We start from the raw sequence: 21,468 nt of genomic DNA, 5'->3' as shown, positions 1-21,468 counted from the left end.
CGATTGGAGACTCGCCATCTGAACACCCTGCTGTGCAGTATGGGTTGTATTTTCAAATTCCACTAACTCCAACAGTGTCAGAAACGAATATAGATACCACTAGCCCTTCTTTGTTCAGTGTTTTAACGACCTCCTTATCACAAAGCACGGTTCAGCCAACAGCGGATTCAGTATCTGTAACATCGCTCACTCAATCCATTGATTTATCTCACACTACAAGCATGAGCTCTGAGAATACGATTAGCATGTCTAAAAATTGCTGGTCTGGTATCTTAGCATTCTGGAATCGTACAACAGGAGTATATTCAGATGGAACAAGTCAGTTAAATCGTTACTACTCATCTGATGGAATTGTCAATGACACTTTAACCGGTTTGCAATGGGAATCTGAAATGAACAACACAACGATGAATTGGACGGATTCCATTTCATATTGCGCCAAACGAACAACAGGTAACTTAAGTAATTGGCGCTTACCTAACGTAGATGAACTGCAGACTCTGATCGACTATACACGTCCAAGTCCATGCATCAATATCACAGTATTTCCTGGTACTCAAACTTACTACTACTGGTCATCAACAAATTCTGCCTCTTCTTCTGCTAATGCATGGTATGTGAACTTGGGCACCGGCGGCTATTACTACAATGGCGGCATTGGTAGTAACTATGGTGTTAGTGCTACTTTCTATGCTCGCTGTGTACGTTCAACCGGGCTTATGAGCGTAATGTGCAGGTACACAGATGAAGATGGATCGGCGCTGAGTGTGGCCGACCAGACTGTAAGAGACAGTATTACTGAGCTGGTTTGGCAAAGAACGCAAAGTTCAAGTACTATGAATCAGACAGCTGCAAGTTCCTATTGCAACTCGTTGCATTTGAATGGATTTTCATTTCGCTTACCAACCATCCGAGAACTTTCTAGCTTAGTCGATTTTAACCGTTATGGCCCTTCTATCGATCCCAGTGCTTTTCCTGGAACCTCTGCAGATTATTTTTGGTCGTCAACGATCTACGAACCAAATCCAGCTTACGCGTGGCTTGTCCTTTTTAGTGCCGGAAATATCGATCAACTTGGTCCTAGCAGTGGGATCAGCACTCCGCACTATGTCCGTTGCTGCAGGGATCCTTAACCAGCTCTTCCTACTTCGTTCTCAACATGCGGAGCAAACGCTGTTACTCCAGTTACCAATGGATTATTAGATGTTTAGTCCCAAATTGTGATGGTTTGGTTAAGCCCTGAGTGATTCTGGCAGATTTTGCCATGATTTAAAAATAAATTCGTAAGGAGTTAGCTGGGTTTCCGTATCTGAATCGGTCTTTTCTCGGAACTCCGCACCAAAGGTGTGGCGAAGCTTGTGGGGATGGATTGGATGGGGTTGTCTAGGGAGTGCTTATTGGCTTCTTGGGCAATGTGTTGGAGAATCCGAAACACTTGGTCACATCCTAAGAAAGGCTTTGGATTGGCTCGATAGAAATAAAGCGGGCTGTTGTCCCAGTTCATCTTCCCCTGCGATTTCTTTGATGCCTCTGCTTGGAAGCACATGCCTAAAAGGTGAAGATAGCTGTTCGCGAACCCAACTGGCAAATCTTCTTAGGGAAGCGAAGGTTCTGTTGAGGGTGGTAGCGGCCCTGTCCAACTGTTCTAATTGGGATAAAAAGATTTGAGTGTCTCGCAGGTGCCATTCTTCTATCTGGACGTGTCCGTTAAATTGGGCAAACCAGTTCATAAAAGAAAACAGGTCTCAGGTTTTGGCTTCTAGGGTGGCCTGTTTTATTTGATTTTGATCTCGCTTTCGGTAGAATTGCAGGCTGAGAAGTGTAAGAGTTTTCGTCTCAATCTGTTGAGCATCTCTATGCCGAGACCAAGTAACTTGTTTAGCAGCTCACAACGCTTTTACGAATGTTGAGGATGGCTGGAAAAAGTCTTAACGAGTATGATTATCGTAATCCACTAAATCACAAGTACCTACGCTTATGTTGCTCAATCGTAAACCAACCCCCAATCCCCAGTCAAGACCTTTCTCATTTCGCACATTCACCCATTACATTTTCTTGACTCGAGATAAGAAAGCGCCCGATTACATCGCACGCAACAAAGTTGCCAGGAAACAGGCCATCTTAGTCTGCGGGATTTTAAAGCATGGAAAACCATTTAATCTAGAGCAATTTGGAGGAAAGCAGAAACCAACACCATCAGATCTTGAAAGTCTTACTCTGTAAATCTGATCACATCTGTTTGGCATAGGCTCTCGAGATGAGGAGAAAGAGCTCAATGAAGACGGTAACGCTCTGCAGATGCAGATGACAGTTCGATATCCCGATTAGCCCCTCCTCCATTTCTCAGATTTATCATAGCACCGATTGAGCTTCGGCCAATCGAGATAGCTCGAATAGACGTCTGTGGAATACTGAATTAACCATCAAAAACCACTTGACTGGGAACTGATAAAGAAAGAGCTGCAATTGCAAACTAATTAAAATGAGTTGTTAACTACGTAACGCCCTGCTTGACTGGTAGCATCTTGATATACACCCGTACTGGCGGGCCACGCGGCCAAAAGGCCGTTCATGGGCGGTACGGGAGCCGTAGTCGGAGCGGGTGATGTTTGGTTTGGCAAAAGAAGGGTGTATCCGGGCTTTGAGACTACGCTCGTTTGGTTATAGAGAGTGCAAGATAGGTTCATCTGCAGATGCGTAATGCGGTTCTTTCTGCTGAACCAGCAGTTGGCGAATCAAAGTAGTCTTACCCACCTGTCTTGGCCCAACCAAGGCCTGAATGAATTGACGCTTCTCACCCAGCCGACTCAACAGCTCTTGCGCAATCAGTCTCTGGAATTTTACACGATCCGTTGAGCAATTTTACTCAATGGATTAAGCAAAATCAATCACTTTGCAAATTTTTCATAACCGCTTTCATCGAAACTCATTTCAAATACGCGAAAGGCGTATAAGCCGCCAACTCAACTTTAGACGGTACAAGTTGACGGCAGCCATGCCAGGCCGAGAATCCAAGAAATTCCCGGCATCTGAAAGTCAACTTGTTTCAAAGAGAAAGTCATGTCCAGAGTCGAATTAATTTGGGAACACATTCAAACCATTTCACACAGTCAAAATCGCTTGGCGATTCGGCAGCCAAGCCTCGCAGAGCATTTTGGTTGCTCGCTCAAAGTACTCAAAGAATTGGACCGGTTGCAAGACACCAGCAAGCATGAAGATCGCGTGAAAGTCTATGAGCTGCCTTGCCCTCGTCCGCTTGCGGCTCTGAGAAATTACACCTGCTTCGAGTTTGAAAAAGCGACTTTTACCTCGCCCTTGTTGCGCATAGAACCAGGCCAGCGGTTGAACCCGCATGCTGAGCAACAATGGCGCCTCTATCATCGAACCATCAAAATCAGTTCGGATTGCTAGCCTATTAGGAACTATAGGTTTGAACTGGCGTTCTCTTCGAAATTTTTGAAAAAATGGCTCTTGAATTCGAAAAAAAATAGGCATACGATGAAACTTCCGTTGCGTTGATTTTAGTAAAACATGGAGGAATGAAAAATGAACGGACTAAGTAATATAATTTTTTTAAGTCTAGTTTCCGTATTCGTATATTCTAGTAAGCATGTGACTAATGAGGATCAGGTAGAACAAGCAAACTGTGCGCAGTTGATTGGCTATTCGATTGTAAATGGTGAGATTAGTCCCCCTATTCCAACTGATTCAATGGGGCTTTGTTGTCAATGGTGTGTTGAAAACACGAATTGTGTAGCTTCTGTGTTTGTCAATAATTTGTGTTCGTTGCATAACATAACAAACTTGGCCGCTAAAATCGGGTATGTAGCGTTGTTGCCGAATGGTACGATACCGTCACCTTTGCCGAGTACTCCAGTACCCATACCTACTTCGACTTCTGTCCCGACCTCACCTACAACAGGATTGCTTGCTGCTTGGAATCAAGCCAGTGGAATCTATGCAGATGGGACAAATCAAACTGCTCGCTATAATATATCCAATGGAGTGGTAATAGACACCCTAAGCTCCATACAGTGGGAGCAAGCAGAAAGTGCAAACACAATGAGCTGGTCTTCTGTATCTGATTATTGTGCTTCTCAAACGACTGGTGGCTTTAGTGATTGGCGTGCTCCCAATATTGGGGAACTTCAAACTTTGGTAGACTTCACAGTTGGTTATCCAAATGTACCTATCAATGCAACAGCTTTTCCAAATACATCTTATATTAACTTTTGGTCGTCTACTCAGGTCTCTGGAAGTTCAGCATACAATTGGGTTGTTCTATTAAGTAGATATGGTGGTACTCAGTCGGATTCCAATACCACGCTTGATCTAGTTCGTTGTGTGCGATCGAGTTATCCTGTTCCGTTTCCAACACGTTATACACTTACATCGGGTGTTGTGACGGATACTGTGACAGGTTTAATTTGGCAGCAGCATGCGCCGACAATTCCATACTCACAACCTGGGGCTAATACCTATTGCAATAGTCTCAGCTTGGGGGATTTTACTTTTGGTTGGCGTCTGCCAACGATCAAGGAGCTTTCCTCTTTAGTTGATTTCAATGTATCTCCCCCCGGTCTTATGATGGATCCCGCTGCTTTTGCAGGGGAACCACTAAGTTGGTACTGGTCATCGACTCCGCAGGCAGGTTTTTCCGGTATGACCTGGTTTGTAGATTTCTCTGGTGATGCTGAACTATCGGTGGTGATTGGCTATACCAACAATCGTTACTCTGTTCGCTGTGTCCATGATCCTGCTACCTGAGATGAATTTGAGAGTCATCATTTGTTTTAATTTCGCTGTGCTACGCGCAGAGACAGTCAATTTCTGACAAAGCGCTTGTGGGTGTTTATCGATCAAAAAACTCATTCTCTAGAACGCCTCAACTTACAAGTCGCTCGCATCAATTCTGGTCTCAGTCTCACCTTGACTTAAGAAACGACTGGAAGAGGGTTTAAACGATGAATCTTCAGAAAGAAGATCGCTTTTGTTAGCCTGTTACAGCGCTTCCCTGAAAGAGTGGATCGACATTGTCAGTTCATTATGATTCAAGAAGTTGATTGAGGAGAGTCCTTTTCCCATCCGGCAGATCCAGGTGGATGGTGGAAGTGAGTTCATGTCAGAGTTTGAAGAAGAATGCGAGAAGAGAGGGATTCTTCTGGCAGTACTGGCTCCCAAGTCTCCGAAGCTAAACGGTTATTTTGAACGGCTTAATGGCACCTGGCATTCGGATTTCTGTGACCTGTTTGATTTGCCGACTTCCCTTCAGGAACTGCGACCGATGTTGAATGATTTTACGGATAGCGATAACTGGGACCGACCTCATGATGGGATTGGTTTACAAACACCCCCAACATTTTCTAGAAGGCTTAGGTATCCAAGTGAGCCCTTTCCAGTCTCAAATGTCTTGAATTGACAGCCACCTTTACATCAGGTAGCAACCAACAGTGCGCAAGGCAGAGTTAGTGAACCTCGCAGTGTTTCTGAAGTCAGTTCGGAAATGAGTGTGGATTTGGATGGCGGCGACGTCGGAGACAGTCCCAATTTGGTCAATCCCAGAAGACTTCAAGATCTGATTAGACAAGGCCTCACTGGGGAAGATTTACTCGGGTTCGACGCGGCTCTAAGTGATCTGAATGCACAAGAAAATCGTGTGCAGCACTCTGTTGGAGAAGCTGAGTTATGAAACCGGTGAAAAGCGCTTTAATCCTTATTTTTCTTGTCAATTCGGCCCAGGCAAGCCTCATTTGGGACAGTGCTTTTCCAACGCTTTTGAGTGACCAAATTTCCAACTTAACTCAGTTCAAAAATAAACTACACTCTCCTGAAGAAAGCGCCCAAATCAAGAAGCTGATCCAAAACGTACTCAATTTTGTTGCACCTCAACTCAGTTCTCAGCCTGGGTTCAGAAAGCCCTTCGATTTGAACTGCACCCTACTGTTCCAGGCAATGCTGAACAAAATTGCCTGTGACGTAGCTTTTGGTCAACAAGCATTGCTGAGTTATCCAACCACTTGTGGTCTCAATATTCCATCACCTGGGAGCCCTTTAGAACTCCTACGTAAAAGCCATGTCTTTCGCACGAGGGTGGCAGTTGGCAGTGACCCCGAGGAACACCCAGCTGTGCAGTATGGGTTGTATTTTCAGCTTCCAGAAACGGAATCGTTGTCTTCCAGAGTTTTCGCCAGTTTGAGTGATAGTCCAAGCGAGGTCACTTCTCCGTCCATGACAAGCGAATTCTTGACCGAATCCAGCAATAAAAGTCAGAGTCAGTCAACCAGTGTTGGCAAGACTGAAACCTCAAGTACAACTCAAACCCGCTCACAAACTAACACCCAGTCGATGAGCGAAAGCTTAAGGCAATCTCTAACTTTGACTAAAACCAAGTCAGACAGCTCAGAGTTTACTGCTTCAGAGAGTATCAGCAGCACACCCTCTAATAGTTCAACGATATCAGTCAGCAGGGTATCTGGGCTTCTAGCAGCTTGGAATTGGACTTCGGGTGCCTATCAAGACGCAACCAATCAACCTGGACGTTATACTGCAAGCAATGGTGTGGTGACGGACTCGTTTACTGGCTTACAATGGCAACAAAACTCAAGTACAACGACCATGATTTGGGACCAGGCTGTTGAGTATTGTGTGAATCAAAATACGGGAGGATACACTGATTGGCAACTTCCAAACAATGCTGAGCTCCTTATGCTGGTTGACTATACGATCAATAATATTGGTTCTAATCCTGGCATTAGTGCGATTTTTTCTGAAACTCCAACTAACTACTTTTACACGTCAACTCCTCTTGTGGGATCTGCTGCTCGGCAACCTTGGTGGGTAAGTTTTGGGCAAGATGCGTGTTGGTCGGGCATTTTGTTTAGTTTAGAGTATAACCCAGGTTGTGGTCCAGTGGTAGGGAATCAAGGATATGTTCGATGTGTGCGCAGCTCTCATCGGCTGTTGCCTTGGAATCGTTATATAGTAAATTCAGAAGCTGTTAAAGACACAGTTACTGGGCTTCTTTGGCAAAAAGTGGCCCCAACGACTGGTGGATCTAATGGCACCGGGGTTTACAACCGATCTGGAGCCTGCAGCTATTGCAGCAGTTTAAGTTTAGGAGGCTATAACGATTGGCGTTTGCCAACAGTTCGAGAGCTTCAGACTCTAGTAGATTACAGCAGGAATTATGGCACATTAATGATGGATGATACTTTTTCTGGAGAATCTGGGAGTTCATTTTGGTCGTTGTCGGCAATGACGGGTAATCCGAGCGGTAGCTGGATTGTTTGGTTCGATCTGGGCGTAGTTGGAACCCTTAATATTGCGACTGATAACCATGTTCGCTGTGTAAAATCTCCGTTGCCTTTTTCATTTTTGACCTGTGTGCCTAATGTAACAACGCCTGTTCCAACGAGTTCGGTGCCTGTAACTCCAATGCCAACTACAAATGTGCCTGCGACGTTAACACCGAGCACCCTGGTTCCAAGTACTGCTATTTCAACTACAGTAGTACCAACAATGCCTGTTCCAACGAGTTCGATGCCTGCAACTTCGATACCAACGACAGCTCCTCCTCCTGTTTCAACAACACCGCTGACTTACACCTGCACCGGTGGCACCATAATCCCACCCACCAACGGCCTTCTTGCTGCCTGGAATGCCAGCAGCGGAGTTTATCAAGACGCTACAAATCAGACCAATCGCTACAGTATTTCCAATGGAATGGTGTTAGATACGTTGACTGGGATTCGCTGGGAGCAGGTTCCAAGCGCTAGTAAAATGAATTTTACGGTGGCTCAACATTACTGTACCCAACGAAATACAGGTGGTTATTCTGGCTGGCGTGTTCCAAATGTCGTCGAAATCATGACGATGTATGATCCAACGTTGCCGGCTCCATATGTGAACACCACAGTATTTTCTGGAACGACCTCCGATCATTTCTGGTCCTCAAGTCCTCGAATCGGAAATATTGGGAGTGCTTGGCAATTGCAATTACAGGCTCAACAGGTGTGGTATCCTATGCTCAGTAACATGGGCTATGTTCGTTGCGTGATTGCTTGTTACCCCATTCCTCCTGTAGATCGCTATGTAAATGCTTCGGGAGAGGTGAGGGATTTGGTGACAGGCTTAATTTGGCAACAGCATAAAAATTCTGGATCGAGTTACAGTGTGTTAAGAGCGACCGAATATTGTTCTAGCTTGACTTTAAATGGTCATACTTGGCGACCACCTACCATTCGAGAGCTGCAAACCCTGGTTGACTACAACGCGACCTATAACAGCAGCAACACAAACAACCCGATGATGGATTTGACGGTATTCTCAGGCGAAGGTGCGACAGATTCGATAGCCTCAACATCCATCCAATGTTTTGCATATTTTGACAACGGAATAGTTGGCTGTCGTCAAGGTTATGGGAGCGGTAATCTTCGTTGTGTCAGAGGTTAGTGTTTTCAATCACCAAAAACGGATCCATTTAATTCTTTTAATTTGGCCAAAACCCAACAAAGGTGTAACCAATGGCTGTGTTGCAAAAATCACTCTTTAGGAAAAATCTGTTAAAACTGACATCTGCTGGATGAGGTTTAAAATGGTCAATGTGTTCAAATGGCGGTATTTTCAAAGCGTGATTATTCTACAATGTGTTCGCTGGTACTTGAAGTACGGCATTAGCTATCGAGAACTCGAAGAAATGATGAAAGAGCGTGGGATTTCCGTAGACCACAGCACAATCTATCGGTGGGTGGTTGAATATGCCCATGAGCTCAAGAAAAGGTCTAGTTGGTATGCTTGAAATTATGGATTCTCTTGGCGAGTGGATGAAATCTATGTCAAGGTCAAAGGCGAATGGAAATACCTGTATCGAGCGATTGATAAAGGCGGTGATACCATTGATTTCTACTTGTCACATACCCGCAACACCAAGGCTGCCAAAAGGACTTGATACCGAGTAGGATTAATACAGACCAAAATTCAGCTTATAATCAAGCGATTTTCTGAACTTAAAATAGAAAATGAAAGCTACGCTCACATCGTACATCGGAAGGTCAAATACTTAAATAATCGGATTGAAAGCGATCATGGCAAGTTAAAACGATTGATAAAACCCATGCTTGGTTTTAAACCGATGAAATCAGCTTACTCTACCATCACTGGATACGAATATATGCACATGTTTAAAAATGGTCAGTTTGACTTCTAGATGGAACATAAAAACATGAACGAAGTCCAATTTATTGGCAATCTATTTTCAGTCTGTCCGGCATAATCTGAAAGTTCAAACAAGGCTGATTTCTATCCTTAAGTGATTTTTGCAACAGCGTCATTTTTTAACCGAATCAAGCAATATCGCGGTCTGGCAACTCGATACGAGCTGGCCATGCTTCACATGGCTGCAGCTCGAGTTTGGTTACTTTGAGGACACGCTCTAGTGAGCTTCCGAGAAATTATGCTTCATTCGCCAATTTTTCATTGTAGGTTCAAACAGACGTTCTCCACCAATAACTTCTTCATTGCACATCGTAGTTACAAACAGATCTGAAGCCAACACAGTTCCATCCACGGTTTCCAGAGTGTATTTTTCATTTTTCGTTACGATCGCTATATCAGTTACTAATAAAGCTATTCCATCAGCTGATAGCATTCGGTCCCCTGCATTGATGTGTTCTGCAGAATCAATGGTCAATTCGTTGTTTTCATTTGACAATACCAAGCCATGTTCAGGAGTCACTAGTATTCGTTTAGGCATGCCATTTTGAAGATCTTCAAACGTAATCTGAACAAACTCAAATCTGCCCTGTGTTTTTTGATTTCTCAATACACTTGTCAAACTCAATTTTTCATTTTTTAAAGTTGAAACAAGATCACCTACAATAATGTCTTTGACATCCTTTTCTATCCTGATTCCTTGTTCCAAGACACTTATTTTTGTCTCATCTGCGAAACAAGCTGGCGGTATAAACGCTGCAGTTGCACATGCTACCATACAAATACCGGTACAACCTGTTAATCCGACAGCAATTCCTAATGGGCCAGCAAAAGCAGCTGGTCCCCCTGCTGTTGAGCAACATGCAATCGCACATGCACCAAAACAGGCTGCGCCAGCCCTTGCGGGAGTGGGTGATAATAGTATCGAGAACAAAGCGAATACAGCTAGTAGTTTCTTATTTCCATTTATAATTTTCATTTTTATAATTTCCTTTCGTCTCGAGGAATTCGAGATTTTTTATCCACTATGGAATCCTAATTGTGTGTTAGGATCAAAAAACAAGAAAAGCAACTCCCAATTCAATGACATTAGTTTCATTTTTACAACGTCTTGACGCCATGATTTGGCAAATGCAAAAATTCCGCGGATTCCGGCTTACAACCCCTAAATGTCTCTGCAGAGCATTAGGGGTCCTTCCAACCGAGATTGCCCAATGACTTGGTCTGTTGTTCCATAAATCTCAAATCCTGCTTTATCTGATCGGCTTGGTTGTTCACTTGAAGCAGGAGCTGAGCATAGTTCAGAACACTTTGAGCTAGATTACCTTGATCAATCAGGGTTCCAAGCCCAAACACGCCAAGAGCCAGTCTAAGAATTGTCGCTTAGCACCCTATCCCAACCACGTACGGTTCTGTGGGGCTTTGGGCCGCGTAAGTGGCCCATTGTACTCGATCGTAAAATTACATGATTCTGGTTGGAGCCCTGTTTTGCAAAAAAAATTCAAAATCTTTGCAATGATGGAGATTTTTTGTTTGACAAACTTTTCCATAGACGGCTTAGAACCCATATCTGGGGTATCGGATACGCTGAAGAGCCAAGGAGATAACAGGTGGCTCATTACCATCAACAGTGACACTGCCTCCAAAAGTCATGTTATCAAAATATGCCTTTTGCCACATGCCGCTCGTTGTACCATTAAAAGTAACGTTGGATCCACGACCTATTCCAAGCATTGGTTCAATCGCAGTCCAGCCAGCGGTCGAGCAAGACCTGTTTCTTCCATCGAATAATACGGCAACCCAGTCTAGTGTGCTGCTAGAATCAACAAATGGTGTATGCCCTGAAGTAATCTCAACCATGGTGGCGCACGAACCACTCGCACCTCCACCCGAAAATAGCACGACTGAACTTAACTTCAGCGATGATTCAGAGATGGTATCCAACTGCAAAACAGATGCACTACCACCCGGGGTCGCAATGCTATGAAGAGTAGATTGAAAAATCGTTGTGCTGGAACCTGTAAACATCTCGGGCAGTGAAACGCCTTCGGCACCTTCTCCTAATGTCCAAATAGTACTATTAATGATAACAACTGTGGATGCATCGGACAATTGGGAAGAATCCCAGAAGAATGCTCGATTATAGCAAAAACCTCCATCGGGTGAACTAGTTGTTGTCAAGATGGTGCTGTTAATAAAAGCGACAGCGGATCCAGTAGAAAGAGGAGAATTGATCCACCAGGTTGATTCAATGCTTTGACCCAAAGGTATTCCCTCTAACCCAACGCTTAATGAATTTATCGCACTACCCAGCACAATCAAAGCGGAGGTATTAGACATCGGAGATTCCTCTAGAACGAAAATAAAGATTTCACATGATGTCGCCAATAACGTACTGTTAATGAAAGCCAAAGTGGATGCATTACTCCAAGGGCAACCAAAAAACTCAACGGTTGTTGCAAACGACGGCGCGGTGGATTGCAGAGTGCTATTAACTACAATGATAGAAGCGTTGGATATCTCAAGGTTAGCACAGATCATGGTGCTAGCAAAAGCCTCTAGCACCACATCTTGGGGTAAACTGGATAAACTGATGCCAACAGGAAACAAAAAATTCGAAGAGATGGTGCTACGGGCAATGGTTATGGTAGAATCGCTAAGCGGAAGGGGGTTCTGCGAATCGCAGGTGCGGCAACCAAACAGCAATGCAGTATACGAAGTTGAGAAATTCACGAGCTGCTCTGGGGTACAAGCAGTCACAGTTGATTGATAGATTGTGATCGTTGAATTAATGATTGGATACGTGAAAAGCAATATAGCAACGGACGGCTGCGAATCAAATCGAGAATAGCTAAAATTACTTATCTTCGTTATATTACTATTAACGATAAAAAATGAGCTGTCAACCATCGGCCTGTCGACAATAATTGTACAATCATCGCAGTTAATGTTTGAGAAGATGATATTGAAAGGATTAGTTCCCGTGATGTTTACAATGGTACCATCGACATATTGGCAGTTGCTAAAGAGCAGTTGGATAATATTTTCTGGGGGAACGATTGTGATATTGCGACATAACGACGATGGTATGTCTGCTTTTTGGGTTATGCTAAGCGTTGTGGATTTGCTAGGCTCTACACTATTCGAAATCGATTGTTTAGATGTGTGAGAAGGAGTTGCACCCATCAAACTACGGCTTATGCTAACCGCAAAGCTTTTCGTTGCCTCGAGTGTGTTGCTAACACTACTCAGCCAACTAGATGTCGCAAGCAGATTGATAGATACTGATTCTGTTGGTGTCGGTTTCCATAATGTGTCTGTCTGACTGATAAAATTGGTAGCGGTATCTGTGCTTGTCGAAGAGACTGTTAACAGACTGGATTTGCTCAAAGATAGATCGACTGTACTTGATCTAATTGTGGAGAAACTCAATGTGTTTAGCACAGAAAAACTGAGTGTCTTTGAGGATGTTTTGGACAGTTTTGATGGAGTTACAACTCTACTCTCACTGTGCGTGTCGGTTGCAGTTGCACTCTTGCTGATGTTTTCTGAGTGACTGTCTGTTGGCATTTGAGTTAAACTCAACGAAGTTTGTACCGACTTCGATAAGCTTTCAGTTGTAGTTTTACTAGAACTGAGCGTTGGAGATTTGGTAATACTGCCTGTCTCACTACAAGTTCCCTGCTTAAAATACAAATCACTCTCAAACTCTTGTAGCTTGCCTCGTCTCCAATCTGCAGATATTTTTGCTAGCAAAATGTTCGTCAACGTAATCTGATGCCAGTATTGAGTAGGCAAGCGCTTTTTCTTCGTTACCTTTGCATCTAAGGTGATGTTTGGAAGATTCATCGGAGCAATCTCGCAACTTGCAGACTCAACCTTATCTTCAAAAAACACCGAGCAATTACCTTTGAATACCCCAGTATAATTCACAAAGCTCTTGATTGTAGGACTCAGCGCATTAAATAGTGCTGACAGCGCATGTCGGCTGTCCATAAATTCATTCGCAACGTTGGATAAGTTTCGGTATTCAGCCAGCTGAGCAAAAAGCTCATGAATGCTTGGATCCATGGGCGGCTCTAAAGAAACATGTTGCGCAATTATTTTGGGCGTCAAAATAAATAAGCAAATTGTTAAAAAACTCGATTTCATAACTTGTTAGATAGCATTTCGTCTATCGGGTTTTGATTCTGCAGTTCTCCAAAAAAAGGTTTCAATCGAATTTCAGAAATAGCCGATGGTTCAGGATCAAACTCTTCGAACGACGATGATGAACTTCGAGAATGCGTTAACTCAGCAGACAAAAGACTCCCTTTATCTTGTGGGTTATCAACAAGGTCTTCAAGTTTAATCATTGTCAAATCATCTTGTGAATTGACACCGATAGTCGGGATTTCAACCAGATCGATAGAATCATCGATTTGAGTGGTGTTGTAGGTCTGGATAAGGCAAGCTTTTTCACTGGTACTGCTCGAGAACGTTGATAAAATCCATAAATTCGTCTTCCAACATCATAGAGGGTTCTGATTGTCAGAGTCCATTCAGCTACCATCACAATGCTTTCTGAAATGGTTCGTGTTGTTGACTGAGATTCTTCTGTGCCTGTCCATAAAGATATGGCTTGCATCGTTAGCGCTGTCGACTCCAGAGCAGCAATGCTGGTAAAAAAGAGGCGATCTTTAAACTCAGCATGAGGTCGTAATACTATAAGCGATGCCAAGTAAGCCAGAGATACTGCAGCGGCAGCGGTAACGATGTCTTTACAATTTGTCTGAGTGGCTTGATACGACTTTAATACACCCGTCGCCAATGACATGAGCAGTTCAGCATTGACAAAGAACTGTCTGCCCCCTCTATAATCTGAAAATAGCAAGCCATAATGCTTGACGTAATTAGGCTCAGATGCATCTGCCCAGGCGTACTCTTGGCCATCTCTAACCCATTGAGCACCAAAGAAAGCTGGGCTCAAAAATACCGACAACATATTCAATCCCATGCTCTGTGCAGTGATGGAACATCCGCCCAATACTTTTTGAACAGCTGTTCCATCTCGGAGTAGAGTGACCGCTGAACTTGAAGTTGGTCCCATTAAAAACAATATCGGCAATATCAACCCGCCCGGAATTCTTGCTCGAGCCATTCCTAGTTGGGTTGCTACAATACTCCAGCCGGCAGTAATTCCTGTTAAGAGAATCCAGTTACCCACCACCGCACCTACGTGATATTGAAGCAAATCATGACCAACAGATAACTGAGTTGGACTGTCCATCCATGATAAGGATCCTGAATCTGGTAAAGCCGCATCGTTACAAGACGCTATTTCAAGTGTTGTGTAAGCTCTGGTGCCTTGCGATAGTAAAGTAACATCCAAGCCTGCCAAGATGCCTGCGATTGTTGAAACAGCGGTTCCAGTTTGAGTGACTTCGGTTAATATCGTTGGAAGAGCTGGGGCAGTTGGCTCATACCAACCGACTCTACTTGAGCGCGAGTAAGGAATCTCACAGCTCGCATCAGACTCTGCCAGTAAAGGCCAATGAGCTAAAACAAAATGCCAGAGGAAGAATATTGGGACCAATTTCATACAGAGCAAAACCTTTAAGCAGCGTTACTTACCCTGCTTCATTGATTGATCGAAAACAAGAGGGCAAGCAATCATAACAGAAACGCCTGTTCTAGCATGAGCCGTAACCAGTTCACCTGCCAGTAAAGCTCTGGAAAAGTACAGATGTTTCCAGCACACGAACTTTTGAAGCGACTTTGACGCGAACGAAGAGCCATGATCTGAGCGGGAGTGGCACAGACAGTCGAAGCCAGGCTCGCAGCGTGAGTGCGAGTCGTGATTCCAGTCGATCGTCCACACAGACCAATCGTCAGACCCAAACGCTCAGCAGCAGCTCAAGTCTCAGCCTTTCGCCGAACCTCAGTGGGACAGAGTCCGTCACTCCCAGCAAGGACTCAAGTTCCAGCATGACCCTGTACAATGGTCTCTTTGCCACCTGGCATCGTAGCACCGGAGTCTATTTGGGACCGACCTCATGATGGGATTGGTTTACAAACACCCCAACATTTTCTAGAAGGTTTAGGTATCCAAGTGAGCCCTCTCCAGTCTCAAATGTCTTGAACCCGGGCAACTGTAGACGGTGCTATATTATGATAAAAGCGATTTTTTTGATGATTACAGGGCTTTTGTTGTCGCCTGACGTTCAGGCTCAGGGCTTTGTGTTACAAAATGGCTTTTCAGAGTTTTTGAACCAACAGTTTTCAAATTTGACCCAGCTCAAAAATCAGACCGACTTTCTGCAAGAGAAACTCGCCGCACAAAATGCGATGAAGGGATTGTTGGTCCTCATTGCGCCTCACATTGAAGCATTATCAGACTATAAAAAGCCATTTAGCTCAAATTGCTCGGTGTTCTTTGACTCTGAAATTGATCAGGTTGCTTGCGATGCTCAGTTTACAGATATCCAAAAAGTATCAGATTCCTGCAGAGCAGAACAACAATTTCCGAGTAGCTATTTAGCGCAATTACACAAAAGCAATATTCTTCAAATGCAAACTGTTGTTGGCTTAGATCCTGTCCAGCATCCACAGGTGATGTACTGGTTGTATTATAAGTTGCCGCCGACGCCAAGCCCTTCTGTCTCGACCAGTCAGACAGAAGCAATATCATTAGAGACAAGCAGTGCTTCGCGGAGCATGAGTTCATCACATAGCAATACAGCAACAGCCCCCATAGTTTGGAATCCAGAATGGGCCAACTGGGACATGAGCACTGGGGTTTATCGAGATGCTACCAACCAAACGGGACGATACAATGAGACGATTCCGGAAATTGTGACAGATGTGAGAACGGGGTTGCAGTGGGAGAAATACGTTTCCGCAGATTTAAATTGGACGGATGCAGGGATTTACTGCGATACCCTTGTAAAAGGAGGTTTTGCTGATTGGAGATTACCGACACCTATAGAACTGAACAGTCTTGTGGACTACGCCTCTGGCACTTGGATTAATCTAGATCATTTTCCTTCTTTTCCATGGAATCATCTATGGTCGTCTATGTCGGAAACAAATGTTAGTGCATATGAGCAAAGCTTTTATAATGGCTACTTGGAAACTTCGCCAACAAACACATACTGGGGTGTTCGTTGTGTTCGACCTCGTGCAGCTTATCAACCATCGGAGCGATATGTCGATGAGAATAACAAGCCGTTGTCTAATAGCAGTGCACAGTTAATGGATCTAATAACCGGTCTAATTTGGGAACGACACGGTTCTTCAGATTTGAAAACATGGGATGCTAGCGGAGTTTCGGGTTCAGCCCAAGAATATTGTGCCCAATTGACCCTTGGAAATCTCAGCCCTGGAACTTGGCGCCTTCCAAATGTAAAAGAGTTACTGACTCTTATGAACTTCAGCATTCCTGCTGATATCGGACTTAAGATCAATACTGTGGCATTTCCCAATACATTCGATTGCTATTGGACTGATTTAATCAGCCAGCTACCAGAGTCATGGCTAGTTTGTTTCAGCCATACTTATCCAGCTCTCACTACCAACCGCGCAAGCAGTTACGGTGTGCGCTGTGTTCGCTCTCCAGTAGTTACTAACCCCGAGTGGGCCAATTGGGACGAATCGATGCAAGTGTATCAAGACGCCACAAATCAAACAGGGCGCTACATTGAAGCTCGACCCAATGTAGTCACAGACACACTCACCGAGTTACAGTGGGAAAAAGAAACCGATCCAAATACCTACAACTGGACAGAGGCCAAAGCACGTTGTGATAACTTGTTCAAAAGTGGCTTTGGAGACTGGAGACTACCGACTCACGTGGAGCTTCAAAGCTTAATCGATTACACGATTAATTGTTCGAATCCAGCGATTAACAATTCTTCTTTTCCAGATACAGCCACGAGTTATTATTGGTCATCAGATCCTCTAGTTGGTTATCCTGGGAGTGCCTGGTGGGCAAGCTTTGGTAACACGGATAACTACGGCGGCTTAGTCTGCAGTCAGGGATATAGCGGAGCTTGCCCAAGTCCCGCTCTAGGTCACGCACGCTGCGTACGCCCTGGGTCTACTGTCAAACCGATGGATCGATACCGAGATGAAATGGGCAACACACTTACAGATGGCAGCATGCAGGTCAAAGATACTGTAACGGGTTTAATCTGGCAACGTGTGGTTTCTGGGGGTTATAATTGGACTGATGCTCAAAATTATTGTGCAGGTCTTACCTTGGGAGGCCAAACTTGGCGTCTTCCAAATGTTAAAGAGCTATCAACTCTTCTCGATGTGAGTGTACCTTTTCCAGGTCCCACGATCAATGCAACAGCGTTTCCTAGTACAACGCAGGGTGTGTTTGGATCGTTAACACCATCTGTTTGTTCTTCTACGGGCTCGTGGATCGTCTACTTTCTCTATGGCTACATTGGCTACCACGTTATGAGCGCTCCCGACTTGATTAGGTGTGTACGCTCCCCGGTAGTGACCAACCCTGAATGGGCCAATTGGGACCAATCGACGGGTGTTTATCAAGATGCCACGAATCAAATAGGTCGTTATATTCAAAACAATCCCAGCGTTGTAACAGATTCTTTGACCAGCCTTCAATGGCAAAGCAGCATCAGCCAAAACACTTTCAATTGGACTGGAGCTAAGACTTATTGCGATAGCTTAGTTCAAGGAGGCTATGCTGACTGGAGATTGCCAACAAGAGTCGAGTTGCAAACTTTGCTAGATTATACAATCTCTGCCACAACCGCCATTCCATCCATCAATACGATTCCATTTCCAAATACCCCAGCAGATTACTTTTGGTCCTCAACACCATTGCTGGGAGTTCCTGAAAGCGCTTGGTACGTAAGTTTTGGAGGCAATGCCTACTATGGTGGACTGATTTGCAGTCAAGGAAGTGGTTGTATTGCTGTCGCTAGTCGCGGCTATGCTCGTTGCGTAAGACCATCTAGTGATTTTAAAACCATCAATCGATACAAAGATGAAATCGGCAATGAACTGACATTAAACAGCACGCAAGTGCAAGACTTGGTTACTGGCCTTATCTGGCAGAGATTTGTGAATGCGACACTCAATTTGACAACTGCTCGAAGTTACTGTGATACCTTATCGCTTGGCAATCAAGTTTGGCGCTTACCTATAGTTAAAGAGCTGTCAACACTGATTGATGTTAACGTCGGCTCTTCTAATGCGACAATCAATACAACTGCTTTCTTGGAAACGCCACCAAGTTTGTTTTGGTCTGCCACGCCTTTCTATAACAACGCTGCTATCAGTTGGTATGTAGGGTTTGACGTGGGTGCTATTGGAAATCACGCCAACACCTTTTCACACTACACCCGCTGCGTTCGTACCTGCGATGTTCCCCCAGCCAACGGAGTCCTAGCAGCTTGGCCAGCCAGTACGGGTGCGTATGCCGATTCAACTAATCAAACTGGACGTTACAATGTATCTGATGAAATTGTCACAGACACCCTAACAAACACGCAGTGGCAGTTAGCAGCAAGCCCCACAAACATGAGCTTTGCCGATGCACAAGACCATTGCAAAGCACAAAGGACAGGGGGATACCGAAACTGGAGATTGCCGAACAATGCCGAGTTAATGCAGTTGGTCGATTATACCGTGAACTACCAAGGTTCAACTCCGGGCATTAATTCAGTTTTCTCGAATACTCCGCTCAATGATTTCTTTTCTGAAACTTCTTTGGTGGGTTCTCTGAATAATAACCCCTGGTGGATGAGTTTTGGACAAGATGCTTGCTTTTCGGGATTTTTGTCCAACTCTGAGTTCGGCGTATGCGGCTCAGATTTATCCGCTTATGTCCGTTGTGTGCGTTCTTGCTATCCGTTGCCTGTTTCTAAGCGATATGTTGCTTCCTCCGGAGAAGTTACCGACGTTACTACAGGCCTGACATGGCAACAAACTGCAACAGGCGGTGCGATGAATCGAACCACTGCTTTCCAACACTGCTCTCAACTGGATCTCAACGCCCACACCTGGCGCCTACCAACGTTGAAAGAGTTGGCTACCTTGGTGAACTATAGTGTTCCTTATGGAGAGTTGATGATGAACTCGCAGGTCTTTTCAGGAGAACCGGCTGATTTCTTTTGGTCTTCGACTCTATTGAGCGGAAGAAGCGCATATCAATGGGTGATGGGTTTCGGGCAAGGACGTGACGGTAATGACCTAACATCCGATCATTATGTTCGCTGTGTCCGCACCCTACCCTCTGCTTTCTTAACCTGTGCCGCAAATGCAAATACCCCACCCACCAATAGCCTTCTCGCTGCTTGGAACGCAAGCACCGGCGTTTATGGCGATGCGACCAATCAAGCGAATCGATATGTCATTTCAAACAACATAACCTATGACACTCTAACCAACATCCTATGGCAACAATACCCAAGTACAACAACCATGAATTTCACGGATACTCAAAGCTATTGTGCAAGCCAAACCACGGGAGGACTTACCGGTTGGCGGATGCCAAACATTGTGGAGTTGAATACGATGTACGACTATACATTGTCCAGTCCCTATGTGAACACAACAGTGTTTCCGAGTACTACTGCGAATAACTTTTGGTCATCGAGCCAACAGATTGGCAATGGAGGGGGTTATACTTGGGATTTGCAGCTGGGAAATCAAGAAACTTGGGTCAATACCAGAGGTACCTTAGGCTATGCACGTTGTGTGATCGCTTGCTATCCGATCTCACCCAGTGGACGCTATGTAAGCGCTTTGGGAGAAGTAGAAGATCTTGTTACAGGACTAACTTGGCAGCAATATACATCAACTATAACTAACTGGACCAATGCAGCTAATTATTGTTTGGGCCTAACTTTGAACAGACACACCTGGAGATTACCAACAGTTCGAGAGCTTCAAACTCTAATCGACTACAGCGCGGCCTTTAACAGCCTTATGATGAATTTAACTGTCTTTGCGAGTGAGCCAGAGAGTTATGATTGGACCTCTACTCTTCGATTCGGCGGTTCGTCTTACGCTTGGATTGTTGTTGCGAATAATGGTGCGTTAGTAAGCGATCACCTTATAGCTAGTAACAGCTATGTTCGCTGTTGCAGGGATTTTCGCTCTGCTCTTCCAGCTTTGTTTTCAACATGCGCCACCAACGTAACCATACCCCCAACCAATGGTCTTCTTGCCGCTTGGAACGCAAACACCGACGTTTATGGTGATGCAACGAATCAAACAAATCGATACGTCATTTCAAACAACATAACCTATGACACTCTAACCAATATCCTGTGGCAACAATATCCAGGTACAGCAACCATGAATTTCAGCGAAGCCCAAGCCTATTGTGCTAGCCAAACAACCGGGGGCTTAAGCCAATGGCGTTTACCCAATATTGTCGAGTTAAACACGATCTATGACTACACACTGTTGACTCCGTTTGTGAATACAACGGTTTTTCCGAATACGACTGGGAACAGCTTCTGGTCCTCTAGCCCGGAGATAGGTCGCTTAGGCTATACCTGGGATGTTCAACTCGGAGGTCAACAAACTTGGGTAGATATGAACAGCACCGCTAATTATGTCCGTTGTGTAATCACTTGCTATCCGGCTCCATCGACCAATCGTTATATGAATGTTTCAGGCGAGGTAACTGATTTTGTAACTGGATTGATTTGGCAACAATATGCTCCTCAGACAGGAAATTGGACTTGGTCTGATTCGACTAGCTATTGTAACGGTTTAGGTTTAAATGGTCACAGCTGGCGGTTGCCGAAAATTCGCGAGCTACAATCCTTGATTGATTATAGCGGAACTTACAACACACTGATGATGAATTTGACCATTTTCGCGAGAGAGCCAGCGAATCTTTTTTGGACCAATACGCCCTGGTCTAGCGGTTCCTCAGACGCCTGGCTCATGAACCCGGTCAGCGGAAGCCTGTACCACGATAGTGTAAGTATTAAATACTACGTCCGCTGCTGCAGGCAAACACCATGAACCGGATCATGACAACTGAGCTTTGCTAAAAAGCCCGCGTTGTTCAGGAGTCTGGCTTAAAAAACGCGGGACCTAACCTCAAATATGTTGATTTGGTTCTTGTCCCCACTCTAAGACCTGGCCATGTTATTTTGGTGAGCAACTTTTGGTCTATAAAGTTTCTGGGATTCGGGATTCAATTAAGCGAGCTTTGCAAATTTTTTTCGTAAAATTTTGAATTCTCCACTAGAGCGCTCATCAATCGAAATAAAAAAAGCATCC

The 21,468-nt window shown here is 44.5% G+C and carries 13 protein-coding genes and 1 pseudogene; 8 read left to right on the top strand and 6 right to left on the bottom strand.

The genetic code is table 11. The features are described 5' to 3' along the window. On the top strand, positions 1-1,133 hold a 1,133-nt coding region (locus I8H75_05860; GenBank protein ID MBH2006841.1), incomplete at its 5' end, for a DUF1566 domain-containing protein. Between the two features lie 158 nt (positions 1,134-1,291). Here the strand turns inward: I8H75_05860 and I8H75_05855 are convergent. Both I8H75_05855 and I8H75_05850 read right to left on the bottom strand, forming a co-directional pair. Continuing rightward, positions 1,292-1,504 (bottom strand): hypothetical protein, encoded by a 213-nt coding sequence (locus I8H75_05855; GenBank protein MBH2006840.1) that lies wholly within the window; start codon positions 1,502-1,504, stop codon positions 1,292-1,294. Further along, the gene (locus tag I8H75_05850) at positions 1,440-1,730 is read right to left on the bottom strand and encodes a hypothetical protein (GenBank protein MBH2006839.1); all 291 of its coding nucleotides are present in this window, start codon (positions 1,728-1,730) and stop codon (positions 1,440-1,442) included. Before I8H75_05850 ends, I8H75_05855 begins: the two co-directional genes overlap by 65 nt. 1,330 nt (positions 1,731-3,060) lie before the next feature. On the opposite strand from I8H75_05850, the gene I8H75_05845 reads away from it, so the two are divergent. The 6 genes and pseudogenes from I8H75_05845 to I8H75_05820 all read left to right on the top strand — a co-directional run bounded on the left by I8H75_05845 (position 3,061) and on the right by I8H75_05820 (position 9,205). Further along, positions 3,061-3,411, top strand: coding sequence for a hypothetical protein (locus tag I8H75_05845; protein MBH2006838.1), 351 nt, complete (start codon positions 3,061-3,063; stop codon positions 3,409-3,411). Positions 3,412-3,804: 393 nt separating this feature from the next. After that, on the top strand, positions 3,805-4,767 hold the full coding sequence (locus tag I8H75_05840) for a DUF1566 domain-containing protein (protein ID MBH2006837.1): 963 nt from the start codon (positions 3,805-3,807) through the stop codon (positions 4,765-4,767). A 352-nt stretch (positions 4,768-5,119) separates the two neighbouring features. Then, positions 5,120-5,419 carry a transposase gene (locus I8H75_05835; protein MBH2006836.1) on the top strand — a complete coding sequence of 100 codons (300 nt, stop codon included), beginning with the start codon at positions 5,120-5,122 and terminating at the stop codon, positions 5,417-5,419. Positions 5,420-5,503: 84 nt separating this feature from the next. Next, a complete protein-coding gene (locus I8H75_05830; GenBank protein ID MBH2006835.1) occupies positions 5,504-5,689 on the top strand; it encodes a hypothetical protein in 186 nt (61 codons plus the stop codon). Then, on the top strand, positions 5,686-8,451 hold the full coding sequence (locus I8H75_05825) for a DUF1566 domain-containing protein (GenBank protein MBH2006834.1): 2,766 nt from the start codon (positions 5,686-5,688) through the stop codon (positions 8,449-8,451). The genes I8H75_05830 and I8H75_05825 overlap by 4 nt, the downstream gene beginning before the upstream one ends. A gap of 142 nt (positions 8,452-8,593) precedes the next feature. Next, a pseudogene (locus I8H75_05820) lies at positions 8,594-9,205 on the top strand (IS6 family transposase). Between the two features lie 225 nt (positions 9,206-9,430). On the opposite strand, the gene I8H75_05815 reads toward I8H75_05820, so the two are convergent. The 4 genes from I8H75_05815 to I8H75_05800 form a co-directional block, all read right to left on the bottom strand. Then, a complete protein-coding gene (locus I8H75_05815) occupies positions 9,431-10,189 on the bottom strand; it encodes a hypothetical protein (GenBank protein MBH2006833.1) in 759 nt (252 codons plus the stop codon). Between the two features lie 578 nt (positions 10,190-10,767). After that, entirely contained in the window at positions 10,768-13,281 is a 2,514-nt protein-coding gene (locus tag I8H75_05810; GenBank protein MBH2006832.1) for a hypothetical protein, read from the bottom strand. A gap of 286 nt (positions 13,282-13,567) precedes the next feature. Continuing rightward, positions 13,568-14,791: a hypothetical protein gene (locus I8H75_05805; protein ID MBH2006831.1), complete on the bottom strand. Its 1,224-nt coding sequence runs from the start codon at positions 14,789-14,791 to the stop codon at positions 13,568-13,570. 71 nt (positions 14,792-14,862) lie between these two features. Next, the gene (locus I8H75_05800; protein ID MBH2006830.1) at positions 14,863-15,090 is read right to left on the bottom strand and encodes a hypothetical protein; all 228 of its coding nucleotides are present in this window, start codon (positions 15,088-15,090) and stop codon (positions 14,863-14,865) included. Positions 15,091-15,360: 270 nt separating this feature from the next. On the opposite strand from I8H75_05800, the gene I8H75_05795 reads away from it, so the two are divergent. Beyond that, positions 15,361-21,207, top strand: coding sequence for a DUF1566 domain-containing protein (locus I8H75_05795; protein ID MBH2006829.1), 5,847 nt, complete (start codon positions 15,361-15,363; stop codon positions 21,205-21,207). Positions 21,208-21,468 lie beyond the last annotated feature (261 nt).

It is taken from the genome of Myxococcaceae bacterium (assembly GCA_016000045.1).
Taxonomy (GTDB): domain Bacteria; phylum Myxococcota; class UBA727; order UBA727; family JABDBI01; genus AER2-1.
This window is presented reverse-complemented; position numbering and strand designations above follow the sequence as displayed.